At 65.3% G+C, this 12,056-nt stretch carries 8 protein-coding genes and 1 riboswitch; of the genes, 3 read left to right on the top strand and 5 right to left on the bottom strand.

The features are described from left to right. Nucleotides 1-6 precede the first annotated feature (6 nt). Nucleotides 7-176, bottom strand: a riboswitch (yybP-ykoY riboswitch). After that, entirely contained in the window at nt 175-1,692 is a 1,518-nt protein-coding gene (locus PRZ03_RS01170) for a M16 family metallopeptidase (protein WP_273598641.1), read from the bottom strand. It overlaps the preceding riboswitch by 2 nt. Nucleotides 1,693-1,736: 44 nt before the next feature. Further along, a complete protein-coding gene (locus PRZ03_RS01175) occupies nt 1,737-3,140 on the bottom strand; it encodes a M16 family metallopeptidase (protein WP_273598642.1) in 1,404 nt (467 codons plus the stop codon). A 101-nt stretch (nt 3,141-3,241) separates the two neighbouring features. On the opposite strand from PRZ03_RS01175, the gene PRZ03_RS01180 reads away from it, so the two are divergent. The 3 genes from PRZ03_RS01180 to PRZ03_RS01190 are packed head-to-tail and all read left to right on the top strand — an operon-like array spanning nt 3,242 to nt 5,931. Beyond that, the gene (locus PRZ03_RS01180) at nt 3,242-3,631 is read left to right on the top strand and encodes a VOC family protein (RefSeq protein WP_273598643.1); all 390 of its coding nucleotides are present in this window, start codon (nt 3,242-3,244) and stop codon (nt 3,629-3,631) included. Nucleotides 3,632-3,656: 25 nt separating this feature from the next. After that, on the top strand, nt 3,657-3,905 hold the full coding sequence (locus PRZ03_RS01185) for a TfoX/Sxy family DNA transformation protein (protein ID WP_273598644.1): 249 nt from the start codon (nt 3,657-3,659) through the stop codon (nt 3,903-3,905). Nucleotides 3,906-3,933: 28 nt separating this feature from the next. Further along, nucleotides 3,934-5,931, top strand: a complete 1,998-nt coding sequence (locus PRZ03_RS01190) for a cation:proton antiporter domain-containing protein (protein ID WP_273598645.1) — start codon at nt 3,934-3,936, stop codon at nt 5,929-5,931. Here the strand turns inward: PRZ03_RS01190 and PRZ03_RS01195 are convergent. The 3 genes from PRZ03_RS01195 to PRZ03_RS01205 are packed head-to-tail and all read right to left on the bottom strand — an operon-like array spanning nt 5,921 to nt 11,825. Further along, nucleotides 5,921-7,579, bottom strand: a complete 1,659-nt coding sequence (locus PRZ03_RS01195; protein ID WP_273598646.1) for a SulP family inorganic anion transporter — start codon at nt 7,577-7,579, stop codon at nt 5,921-5,923. The two genes, PRZ03_RS01190 and PRZ03_RS01195, sit on opposite strands and share 11 nt — an antisense overlap. A gap of 11 nt (nt 7,580-7,590) precedes the next feature. Beyond that, on the bottom strand, nt 7,591-9,669 hold the full coding sequence (locus PRZ03_RS01200; RefSeq protein WP_273598647.1) for a diguanylate cyclase: 2,079 nt from the start codon (nt 9,667-9,669) through the stop codon (nt 7,591-7,593). After that, a complete protein-coding gene (locus PRZ03_RS01205) occupies nt 9,666-11,825 on the bottom strand; it encodes a tetratricopeptide repeat-containing diguanylate cyclase (protein WP_273598648.1) in 2,160 nt (719 codons plus the stop codon). Before PRZ03_RS01205 ends, PRZ03_RS01200 begins: the two co-directional genes overlap by 4 nt. Nucleotides 11,826-12,056 lie beyond the last annotated feature (231 nt).

Below are 12,056 nucleotides of genomic sequence, written 5' to 3' on the forward strand. Positions count from 1 at the left end.
CTTAGCGGCCGGCTTTGATGAACCATTGACCACCCAAACGCCGGCCGCAAAGCAGGTGCAGGTGGTCAAAGGTCTTGCCAGGTAAGGTTTTTACTGCCGGCGCCATGATCATAAGGATCAAGTATGTTGACGCGGGCCGGCACAAAGTGCTGCGGCTACTCCCCAATGACTTCTTCATTTTAGCCGAGTCGGCGGGCGGCGCAGCTTCTGCGTGCCCAGATCCAGCTCGGCGGCCGGAATCAGCCAGGCCTGCCGGTACTGCTGGCGCAGGCCGGCACCGGCCTGTTTGAGGTCCGCCACGATCACCAGGCGCAGGGCCGACGCGGGCCAGTAGTGCTGCGCGAAGGCCTGCACCTGCGCTGCGCTGACGCGTTTGAGTTGGTCGGCGTAGTCGGCCAGCTCGGCCAGCGTCTCGCCGCGCTCGAGCTGTTCGGCGGCCAAGCTGGCGAGCGACTGGGTGGTTTCCAGCTGGCGAGCAAAGTCGCCGAGCAGCCCGTTTTGGCGCGCCAGCAATTCATCCGCGGGCACCGCCTCATGGGCCAGCCCCAACAACTCACTGTGCAGCAGTTGCGCGGCCTCGGCCGCGTTGATGTGCTTGGTCTGGGTGCTCAGCAGCAGCATGCCGCCGGCCGGCAGCGATTCGGCGCTGCTATAGGCGCCGTAGCTCAGGCCACGTTTGATCCGCACCTGTTGATTGGCGCGTGAGGAATAGCCGCTGCCCAGCACCGCGCTGGCCAGCGCGGCGATGCGCGCGCGGGCGGGCTCGCTGTCGCGGCTGCGCTGGGCTGGGAAGGGCGCAAACAGCAAGACCGCGCTCTGGCCGCTGCCCGGCAGGTCGACCAGCAAGATCGGCGGGCCGAGCGGAGCCGGAGCGCCGTCTGGCGCGGGTCTGCTTGGGTGGCTGCCTTGCGGCGGCAGATGGGCCGCCGCAGGTGGATGTTGCAGGCCCCAACTGCCAAAGTAGCGCTCGGCCAGCGCCAAGCCTTGGGCCAGATCGACATCGCCCGCCAACACCAGCGTCGTGCGCTCCGGGCGCAACTTTTCACGGCAAAAAGTCAGCACATCCTCGCGCTTGATGCGCGCCAGTGACTGCGTGCTGCTGAGGCGCCCGGGCGGGCTGTCGCCCCAGTAAAGCCGCCAAGCCAGCTGGGTCGCCAGGGCCATCGGGTCGGATGCCTCTTGCTTGATGGCCTGCTGCAACTGCAGGCGGCTGCTGTTGACTTCCTGCGCCGGCAGGGTCGGTGCACGCAGCACATCGGCCAGCAAGCTCAGGCTTTCGTTCAGGTGCATGCTCATCACCGTCATGCTCAGGCGGCTGGCCTGCGCGCCGGTGCTGATCTCCAGACCGCTGCCCAGGGCATCGGCCGCATCGGCCAGCGCCGTGGCGTCGGCCTTGACGCCGCCGCGCCGGGCCCCTTTGCCGAGCACGCCAAAGCTCAACTCCGCCAGACCGCTTTTGCCCGGCGGGTCGGCGAGGCTGCCGGCCTGCACGCTCAACATCGCCGTCACCAAGGGTAGGCCGCGGCGCTCGATCACCACCAAGCGCATGCCGTTGGGCAGCGCGGCCTGTTCAAACACCGGCAGTTGCAGGGGCAGCGCTGGCGTCGGCTCGGGGGCGCGGTCGAACCCGGCCTCCTGTGCGAGCAGCGGCCGGCATAGCGCCAAAAACAGCAAGGGCCAAAACAACCGCATCAACAATCGCATCAACAAGCGCATCAGTGGCCAAGAGCGCCGACTCATGCCCGCCCCCGCGTTGGCTTGAGCGCCGGTTTGCTGCTCGCTGGCGGCCCATACAGCAGTGTGACGCGTGCCGCTTGTTGCACGTCGCGCCGCACCACCCGCTGCACATCGGCGGCGCTGACGGCCTGCAAGGCGGCCAAGTCGCGTTCGGCTGCAGCAGCATCCGCGCGCAGCATCGCCGCCATGCCCGCCAGCTCGGCCAGCCCCTGCGCGGTCTGGCGCTTGATCAGGGCGGCGGTCATCAACTGCGTCTTGACCTTGTTCAACTCGCGCGCTGAAACCGGCTCCTCGGCCAGGCGCTGCACCTCACGCGCCAGTGGCGCCACCAGTGCGGCGGCGCTTGTGCCTCCTGCCGCCACCGCATGGGCGACCAATAAGCCGGCTTCGGCATTGAGCTGGGCCTCGAAGCCCACGCTCTGCGCCACTTGCCCGTTGTAGACCAGCCCCTTGCTCAAACGCGCCGACTCTCCCTGCGACAGTAGCGCTTGAGCGACCTGCCAGACGATGGCGTCCGGGCTGTCGGCGCGCGGCCCTTGCCAAATCAATAGGGCGGCCGGCTGCGGTGCTTGGCTGGCCGGCAGCCGGTAGGTTTGATCAAGCACCCGGCGCGCTTCAACAACGTTGTTGCGCGGGATTGGCCGGCTGGGCCTGGGGATGCTGCCGAAATAATGGTTTACAGCCTCGTCAAGCTGGCGCGCATCGAAGGCCCCGGCAACAAGCAAGACGGCATTGTCCGGGCGGTAGTAGTTGGCGTGGAATTCGCTCACATCGGCCAGAGTGGCGGCGTCCAACTCCTCGATATTGCCGCTGACAGGGCGCCGGTAGGGATGTGTCTGGTAGCCAAAGCTGGGCACCGCATTGAAGAGTTGGCCGTAGGGCTCACTCAGCACGTTTTGCCGGTATTCCTCTTTGACGACGGCACGCTCGCTGTCAAAGTTGGCCTGATCCACGGTAAGGTTGGACATGCGCTCGGCCTCGGCCCACAAAACGGGTTCGAGGTGATTGGCCGGCACGACGCAGTGGTAGGCGGTCGAGTCCTCGGTGGTGAAGGCATTGTTGCTGCCGCCGACATCCTCCGTCATGCGGTCGAATTGCTCGTTAGCCATATGGCGGGTGCTTTTGAACATCATGTGCTCAAACAGATGCGCAAAGCCGCTGCGGCCGACCGGATCATCCTTGGAGCCGACCCGGTACCAGACCTGCACGCTGACCGTGGCGCCGGTACCGGTACCCGCATTCGGCAGGGCGATGAACTCCAGGCCATTGGCCAGGACGCGCCGCCGCAGGGTCAGTGGGGCAAGCTGCACCGGGCTCGCCGGTGCGCCCATGCTATGGAACGCGGCCATGCCGGCCCCGGCCAGCAGCAGGCGCCGGCGTGGCCAAGAAATCGGGCCCTTCATTGCAAAACTACTTTCATGCTGGCAAGCATATCTGCGCTGCTGACATGCCGCTGTCAGCAGGCGGCTGGCAAACTCGTGGCCTTGCCGAACCGGAGTGCTTGATGAAATTCGCATACACGATTGTTTATGTCGCTGATGTAGCGGCGTCCTTGGCTTTTTTCGAGGTTGCGTTTGCTCTGCCTACGCGCTTTTTGCATGAGTCGGGCAGCTATGGCGAGCTTGAGACCGGCGCCACGGCCTTGGCCTTTGTGGACCACGCGACGGCGCGCGACAGCATGGGCGGCGACTACATCGCCGCTGGTGCGAGCAAGCTGCCCTTGGGGATGGAGATAGGCTTGGTCACCGACGACGTCGCGGCCGCTTTCGAGCGTGCCGTCAAGGCCGGCGCGCAAGCTTTGACGCCCCCGCTGACCAAACCCTGGGGTCAGACGGTCGCCTATGTGCGCTGCCCGGACGGCACGCTGGTGGAGCTTTGCACGGCGATGGCATGAACCAGTGAAGCCTAAGCCATCGCCAATGCGCGGTCTTGGCCCCAAGAGCCGGGCGCAACTGGCGGCCCTGGGTGTGCACAGCCTGAGTGAGTTGCGCGCGCAGGATGCCATCGAGCTCTACGCCCGGCTCAAGCGCCAATGGCCGGGCGCCAGCATGAATCTGCTCTACGCGCTGATCGGCGCGCAAGACGATCTCGATTGGCGTGAGGTGGCGCGTGAGCGCCGTACCGAGTTGTTGTTACGACTCGACGATCTGGGCTTGGCACCCAAGTAAACCTGCCCCGCCGCTTAACATCGGGGTCATGCTCACATCGCTCGATCTTGCCCTGCTCTACCTCGTCGCCTCGGTGCTGGGCGTGGTGGTCTGTCGCCAGCTGAAATTGCCGCCGATGCTGGGCTATTTGGTCGTCGGCGTGCTGGTCGGGCCGAACGCGCTGGCGCTGGCCGGCGACACCGCCAGCATCCGCTATCTGGCCGAATTCGGCGTGGTCTTCTTGATGTTCGTGATCGGGCTGGAGTTCAATCTGCCCAAGCTCTACAGCATGAGGAGGCTGGTGTTCGGTCTGGGCCTGTGGCAAGTCGTCATCAGCATCGTGGGCACAGTCGGCCTGCAGGGTTTGTTGACCTGGGCCTTTAGCGCGCTGGGCGGCAGCTTGGGCCTGGACTGGAAGGGCGCGCTGGTGCTGGGCGCAGCGATGGCGATGAGCAGCACGGCCATCGTGGCCAAGCTGATGGCCGAGCGACTGGAACTGGAGAGCGAGCATGGCCGGCGCGTGATCGGGGTGCTGATCTTCCAGGATTTGGCCGTCGTGCCCTTGCTGGTGATGATCCCGGCGCTGAACAGCGGCGGCGCCGAAATGGCCGAATCTCTGATCTGGGCTACTTTCAAGGCGGTGCTGCTGCTGACGATTTTGTTGGTCGGCGGGCAAAAAGTGATGCGCTGGTGGCTGACCCGGGTCGCCAGTCACAAGAGCGATGAGCTGTTCATGCTCAATCTGCTGCTGGTCACGCTGGGCCTGGCCTGGTTGACCGAGCATATGGGCTTGTCGCTGGCGCTGGGTGCTTTTGTGGCGGGCATGCTGATCGCCGAGACCGAATACAAGCACCAGGTGGAAACCGATATCCGGCCCTTTCACGATGTCTTGCTGGGTCTGTTTTTCATCACCATAGGTATGAAGCTGGACTGGCACATCTTGGTCGATCAATGGTGGTTGGTGCTGCTGCTGAGCGTCTTGCCGGTGCTGGTCAAGTTCGGCCTGATCGCGGGCCTGGCCTGGCTTTTCAAGGCGCCCACCGGTGTGGCGCTGCGCACCGGTATTTATTTGGCGCAGGCGGGTGAGTTTGGCTTTGTGATCTTGACGCTGGGCGCCCAGCATCAGCTGGTGGCGCCGCAATACATCAGCCCGGTCTTGGCCGGCATGGTGCTGTCGATGCTGGCCTCGCCATTCCTGATCATGTATAGCAACCGCATCGTGATGAAGCTGTCCAGCAGCGACTGGATGATGCAGTCGCTGCAACTGACGACGATTGCCAAGAAAGCCTTTAAGGCCGAGAGTCATGTGATCATCTGCGGCTACGGCCGCAGCGGCCAGAATCTGGCGCGGCTGCTGGAGGGCGAGAACATCCCCTATATGGCGCTGGACCTCGACCCCGACCGTGTGCGCCAAGCGGCCGCCGCCGGCCAGAGCGTTGTATTCGGCGACGCGGCGCGCCTGCAAAGCCTGATGGCGGCGGGTCTGGCGCGTTCTAGCGCGGTGGTGATCAGCTACCCCGACACGCCCTCGGCGCTGAAAATCTTGCACCTGGTGCAGCAACACGCGCCGCAGGTGCCGGTGATCGTGCGCACGATCGACGACCGTGACCTGGAGCGCCTGCGCGCGGCCGGTGCTACCGAGGTGGTGCCCGAGGCGATCGAAGGTTCGCTGATGCTGGCCAGCCACGCGCTGGCGCTGGTCGGCGTGCCGATGCGGCGGGTGATCCGCCTCACGCGTGACGCGCGGGATGCCCGTTACGGCTTGCTGCGCGGCTACTTTCACGGCGCGGACGACGATACTGCCGAGGAGCGCCATCACGCGCGTCTGCGCACCGTCACGCTGCCCGCCAGCAGCGCCTATGTGCATCAAGCGCTGGGCTTGCTGGCCCTGCATGCGGGCGATGTGTCGGTGGTGTCGGTGCGGCGCGCCAACGGCGCGGTGGTGGCGGCGGACGATCAGCTCTTGCTGAATGCCGGTGACACCCTGGTGTTGTCCGGCGTGCCCGAGGCTTTGGCCTTGGCCGAGGAAAAACTGCTCAGGGGCTGACCCAGTCCTCGCTACTCATCATGCCTTGATGATGGCTCAGGAATAGCTGCCCGTCGAACCAGCGCGTCCAGTCGCTGGCCTTGAGCAGGTCCAATACCGGGCCTTTGACCTCGGACAGATCCAGGCGCAGCCCCTGGCGCTTGAGGCTGGCGTGCAGTTCGCGCAGAGCTTCTAGGCCGCTGAAGTCAATGCTGTTGACCGGCGACATCATGATCACCACCCGCCGCACATCGGGGAACTTGCTCAAATGCCCTTGCACCACATCGGCCAGGCTGCGTGCGTTGGTAAACAAGAGGCTCTCGTCGATGCGCAAACCCATCACATCAGACTGGCATTCGACCGCATAGCGCTCGACATTGCGGTAATGCTCAGTGCCCGGTACGCGCCCGAGCAAGGCCACATGAGGCCGCGCGCTGCGCTTGAGCAAGAGGGCGATAGCGCCCAACACGCCCAGGCCTAAGCCGGCCGCCACACTCCAGCACAGCACGATCAGCGTCACCGCGCACATCAGCACGGCCTCGCTGCGCGCATAGGCCCAAGCTTCCACATAGGGTTGCCACTTCAGCCCCGAGAGCACGGCCACCATGATGGTGGCGGCCAGCACCGATTTGGGTAGCCAGGCCAGCGGCTCGGCCAGCAGCAGCAGCGCTAAGCCCATCAGCGCAGCGATGTAGACACCGGTCATGCGGGTACGTCCGCCCGCCTCATGCGTGAGCACGCTGCGCGAAAAGCTGCCGGCCACCGGCATGCCGCCGCTGAAGGCTGCCACCAGGTTGGCGCCGGCCAGGCCGCGCAACTCGGCCGCCGGGTTGACGCGAGCGCCGCCCAAGGTGACGCGCCGCCGCCCCAGCGACTCGGCCACCACCAGGCTTGAGACATAGGCCATCAAGGCCAAGAGCAGCGCATGTGGCAGCATCAAGGCCCACAGCTGGGCGTCCAGCGGCGGGGCGCCCAGCGGCAGCGCCAAGGGCGGCAGCTGGCCCAGCAAGGCCACGCCATGGGTCTGCGCCTGGCTCCAATAGGCCAAAGCCATCGCAGCCAGCAGCAGCAAAAGCGGGGCCAAGCGGGCCAGCACCGGGCTCAAGACGCGCCGCCCGGTCAGCAGCAGGGCGACGCTCAGGCCACCCAGCAAGGCGGTCGCGCCATGCCAGGGTCGCGCGCCTTGCAGGAGGCTGATGAGCACGGCCGGCAAGTCAAAGCCCTTGGCCGTGCTGCCCAGCAAGACCGGCAATTGGCTCAGCGCAATCGCCAAGGTTGCGCCGGTCTCGAAGCCATGCAACACCGGCACCGACAGCAGCGAGGCCAGTGCGTCCAGGCGCAAAAAAGCCGCCAGCGCCAAAATCAAGCCGACTTCGGCCGCCAAGACCAGTGCCCCACCGCTGGGGCTGACGCCGGCGGGCAAGCCGCCCAGCGCTTGCGCAATCATCAGCGCCAGCACCGCCACCGGGCCCACGCCCAGCACCGGGCTTGAGCCTAAGGCGGCATAAGCCAGCAGCGGCAACAAGCTGGCATAAAGGCCGATCTGTGGCGGCAGCCCCGCCAACATCGCATAGGCCAGGCATTGCGGGATCAGCAGGACCGCGACCACCAAAGCGGCCAAGATGTCGGCCTGCGCAAGTTCGCGACCGTAATGAAAGGAAAACTTCATCGCCTTGTGCGTCAGGCCGGTGGCCCCAAGACCTGCAGGAGGCTGACCCGCTCGGAGGAGCAGGCCGCGTCGAAATCGGCCTCGATCTGCATCAAGGCATCGCTGTCGCGCGCGTCCACGGTGGCGATGCCCATCGCGCGGTTGCGGCCACGCGACTTGGCGGTGTAGAGCGCCATATCGGCCCAGTTGACGGCCTGCTCCCACTGCAGGGCAAGCTTGGACGGAGGCAAGGGGAAATGCGCAAAACCGATAGACACCGTCACCCGCAGCGGGCCGCTGTCGGTGTTGATGGGCTGGCCGCCGACGCCGCGCAGAATGCGCTCGGCCAGGTGAGAAAGATCGGCCAGGCTGACGCCGGGGGCAAAGACCAAAAACTCCTCGCCGCCCCAGCGCACCACCAGATCTTCGGCCCGCACCGCATGGCTGAGGCGACGCGCCACCTCGCAGATCACGACATCGCCGATGCCGTGGCCATGCTGGTCGTTGACATGTTTGAAGTGATCGATGTCTATCATCAAGAGCGCGCCATTGAACTCGGCCGGCGCTTGCTGGGCCATCACTGCTAGGAAATGGCGGCGGTTGGCCAGGTCGGTCAGCGGGTCGCGCTCGCTTTGCGCGCGCAGCAAGGCCTCGTTGGCTTTCAGCAGCCGGTTGGCCTCGCGCACCCGCTTGACCATCACCGCCGCCAGGCCGATCGACAGCGCGAGCAAGGCCGCCACGGCCAGGCCGACCTGCTGTGCAAGATGGCGGTTAGCGAGCTGCTTGTCGACCAGGGTTTTGTCTCGGATCAGCAGATCCAGATCGGCCTGCTTGCGTTCGCTGTCGTATTTGACTTTCAACTGTTTCAGCGACGCTTCGCGGTTCAGGGCGACCAGCTCCGCGCTCAGGCTGCGTTCGGCATGGAAGTTGGCCAAAGCCTCTTTGGCCTGGCCGGCTGCGGCCCAGGCTTCGCCTTCTTCACGCAGCTCTTCGATCAAGACGGCGTGGTCGCTCCAGTCCTGGCGCATCTCAGCCAAGAGCGTCAGCTCGCGGCGGGCGCGCTCAAATTGACGCGCTTGGATCAGGGCCAGGGCGAGGTTGTGGCGGGCCGCCCGTTCCAGTCGCTGATCTCCCAGTGCATGCAGCTGCGGCAAGGCCAGCTCGGCCGCCGTGGCGGCTTTTTGGGGCTGTTGCAACTGCACATAGACGTCGGACAAGCCAATCTGCATCTGGGCCATCAAGCGCGGTGCGTCGGCTTGGGTGGCTAAGGCCAAGCCCTCCTCCAGGGCGCGCAATTGATCGGCCGGACGACCCGAGCGCGAGGCCAGCGCCGATTCAAAACTCTTCATATGCGCCATGGCCAGCACATCGCCCTCGGCCGTTTTCTGGCCCTGCGCCAGCCAGCGATTTGTTTCGTCTACTTGGCCCAAATAGTGGCTGAGCATGGCCAAGTGCCCCATGCTCAACGCGCGTAAATAGTTGTCCTTGCCCGCCTCTGCCAGAGCAAGGGCTTGCCGGGCGGAGGCCTCGGCCAGACTCAAAACGCCTTCGTTTTGCTGCTTGCGGACCAACACACGCAAGGCCGCCCAAGCGCTGCGGAAGTCGCAGTCTTTGGGCATGCTCGGCATGCGATTGGCCCCCCCCTGGCCCAGCCGGCATGCCGGCTCCAGGCCGGCCAGCGCTTTTTCGGCATGTTCGGCGGCTTGCAGGCTGCGGCCACCTTGGTCGGCGTGCAATGCGCGCAAGAGACTGACCTGGGCCTGGCTGTTTGGATACTGGCTCAAATTGCTGGCGATGGCTTCGACGGCGGTGTCATTGCCGGCCGCAGCTTGCATGCGACCTTCGGCCAGCAGCAGTTGCTGGCTGTGGGCCGCGTGGGCCGGATCCAGCCGCAATTTCTGCAAGATTTGCAGGGCCAGGGCCGGCTTGTCGTAGGCGATGCGTTGCAAGCGGGCGAGTTGATTGTCCAGGGCGGGATTGAAGGCCGCTACGCCCCCTGCATTGCTGCCAGCGGCGCCTTCAAGGGCATGGGCGCTGCCAGCGAGCGTGCAGATCAGCCACAAGCCCGTGTAAATCCAGCGTTTGGCGCTGTAGAGACGCAGCGCTGTCATGTCGGCGGCGACACCGGTTCGGGGCCTTGCAAGGCGAGCAGTTGCACGCTGCCCTCATGCCAGGCCGCCTCCATGCGGGCCGCCAGCAGCAGCAGGCTGGCTTCGTCCTCGGCGGCGATGGATTGGATGCCATAGGCCTTGTTGCGGCCATGAGCCTTGGCCATATACATCACGGTGTCGACCAAATCGATGGCGCGCTCCCAACTCAGCGCCAGGCCTTGCGGTGCGATGGGGAAGCTGGCGAAGCCGATCGAGGCGGTGATGGGAATGCTTTGTCCGCCGTGGCTGACGGGCTCGCTGCCGATATGGTCCAGCAGGCGCTGCGCCAAAGTGCCGGCATAGGCGGCGTCCCGGGTGTCGACCACGATCAAGAATTCCTCGCCGCCCCAACGTACGACCAAGTCCTCGTCCCTGAGTGTGCTGCGCAGGCGCTTGGCAATTTCGATCAAGACGCTGTCACCGGCGGCATGGCCGTAGCCGTCATTGATGCGCTTGAAGTGGTCGATGTCGATCAGGAATACCGTGCCGCTGAGCCGGCCTTGGTCGGCCAGGCGTTTGATGGCGGCCTGGAAGTGACGCCGGTTCGACAGACCGGTCAGCGGGTCGCGCTCACCCTGCACGCGCAGCGCGGCGTTGCTGCTGGCCAGTGCAAGATTGGTTTTGCGAATGCGCTGATAGGCCAGGCCCAGCAGCACGCCGGACAAGAGCACGCAGCCGCCCAGCGCCGCCCACAACTTGAGGCGCAGATCGCGCTCGCGCAACTGCTCTGACTTCAAGTTCATATCGCGGTTCAGGAGTTCCAGCTCTTGGGCGCGGCGTTCGTCGTCGTAGCGGGCCTGCGCCTCAAGCACGGCCTTGCGGGTGTCGGCGCGTAGCGCCTGATCGATCAGCTTGCGGTAGCGGTGATACGCATCGGCGGCCCCGGGCAGATCACCGGCTTTTTCCAGATAGGCACCCAGCTCTTGCCAACCAATCGAGGCGCCGCTGTTGGCGCCGCGCTTTGCGTCGATGGCGATGCCTGCCAAGGCGTCACGCTTGCCTTCTTCAACGCGCTTGAGCGCAATTTTGGCCAGGCCCATATTGGCCAGCGCCACGGCTTGAGAGGACAGGTCCTGGGTCTTCATTGCCAGCGGCAAGGCTTCCTCGGCCAAGCGCAAGGCCTCGGTGTAATTGCCCTGCTTGAGGTGGTAATCGGCGTAATTGGCCAGGGCCAGTGAGAGCAAGTCCTCGACGCCGGAGCGCCGCGCATGAGCCAGGGCTTCTTGCTTGGCGCGCTGGGCCAAAGCGTGCTTGCCCAGCTCGGCGTAGATGATGCCGCGCATGGTCTGCACATTGAGCAGCATGTAAGTGTCGGGGTCACGTTCGGCTTCCAGCAAGGCCTCGTTGATGGTTTGCTCGGCACGCTCCAGCTGTTGGGCCTCTACATAGGTGTTGGCCAGGCTGCCGAGCAGATCCACCCGGCGCCAGGCCTCGCCGGTTTTCTCGGCCAGCTTGAGTGCCTGGTGCAGGTTCAGCAAGGCCGCGTCGGCGTTGCCGGTGTCCGATTGCAGGGCGCCCAGCAGACTGTAGGCGCGCCGCAGCGCCGAGGTCGGGCCGGCCGAGTAGCTGTTCAGATCGGACAGCTCCTTTTTGGCCAACTCCAGCTGACCCGATTGGGCCAACAAGCGCGCACGCAGCACATGCTGCGCCAGCTTGGCTTCCGCCGCGAGGCGCGGATTTGGCCACTCGCGCATGAGCTTCATGTGGGATTCGGCGCTCGCCGTGTCGCGCCGATTGATGGCCAGGTTGCTGCGCAGTATCAGCAGCTCCAGCAGCTCCGCGCTGCCCGGCTTGACGCGGGCTTGCAAGGCGAGCAGATATCTTTCGCTCTCGACCGGCTTGACCGGCCCGGCGCGTTCGATGCGCTCCAGCTCTTTCATCACGCTCGCGTCGCTTGCGCCGGTGGCGGGGGCTCTGTCTATGTCGGCAGCTGGTGCGGCCGAGCTGGCAGGCGCCGGCTCGACCAAGGGCTCGGGTTTGCAAGCGCTCAAGCCCAGACCCAGCAGCGCCAAGCTCAGGCAGCAGATCAAAAGCCGGTGCGCGCAATATGCAGGGCCCAGCCGCCGGCCCACGGGTGACCGTGCCGCTTGTTTGCCTGCGGAGTTGACGCTGCTCATTGCCCTTGCTATCGACATCGTGGCGACCGACTTGATTCACTGTCCAGCGGCGCGGCGGCCGCATGTGGCGTATTCACGCCGGCTCGGCTGCAGTGTAGTGAAGGCCAAGCCGCTTCAAGCGCTTTTGAGCCCGCTTTTGCACCCCCATCATCATCAGCATTAACCCGCGGCCGTCTCGCCAATGGGGGTGACGTGCGGGTGTCATGTGACCTCGCTTTGCTCTTTAAAAAG

The sequence above is a fragment of the Roseateles albus genome (genome assembly GCF_028595345.1).
GTDB classification, from domain to species: Bacteria; Pseudomonadota; Gammaproteobacteria; order Burkholderiales; family Burkholderiaceae_C; genus Paucibacter_A; species Paucibacter_A albus.

Excerpts from the sequence above, each read along its gene's own strand:
- PRZ03_RS01170 (WP_273598641.1), bottom strand. The coding sequence starts at position 1,692 with ATGCGGTTGTTTTGGCCCTTGCTGTTTTTGGCGCTATGCCGGCCGCTG.
- PRZ03_RS01175 (WP_273598642.1), bottom strand. The coding sequence starts at position 3,140 with ATGAAGGGCCCGATTTCTTGGCCACGCCGGCGCCTGCTGCTGGCCGGG.
- PRZ03_RS01180 (WP_273598643.1), top strand. The coding sequence starts at position 3,242 with ATGAAATTCGCATACACGATTGTTTATGTCGCTGATGTAGCGGCGTCC.
- PRZ03_RS01185 (WP_273598644.1), top strand. The coding sequence starts at position 3,657 with ATGCGCGGTCTTGGCCCCAAGAGCCGGGCGCAACTGGCGGCCCTGGGT.
- PRZ03_RS01190 (WP_273598645.1), top strand. The coding sequence starts at position 3,934 with ATGCTCACATCGCTCGATCTTGCCCTGCTCTACCTCGTCGCCTCGGTG.
- PRZ03_RS01195 (WP_273598646.1), bottom strand. The coding sequence starts at position 7,579 with ATGAAGTTTTCCTTTCATTACGGTCGCGAACTTGCGCAGGCCGACATC.
- PRZ03_RS01200 (WP_273598647.1), bottom strand. The coding sequence starts at position 9,669 with ATGACAGCGCTGCGTCTCTACAGCGCCAAACGCTGGATTTACACGGGC.
- PRZ03_RS01205 (WP_273598648.1), bottom strand. The coding sequence starts at position 11,825 with ATGAGCAGCGTCAACTCCGCAGGCAAACAAGCGGCACGGTCACCCGTG.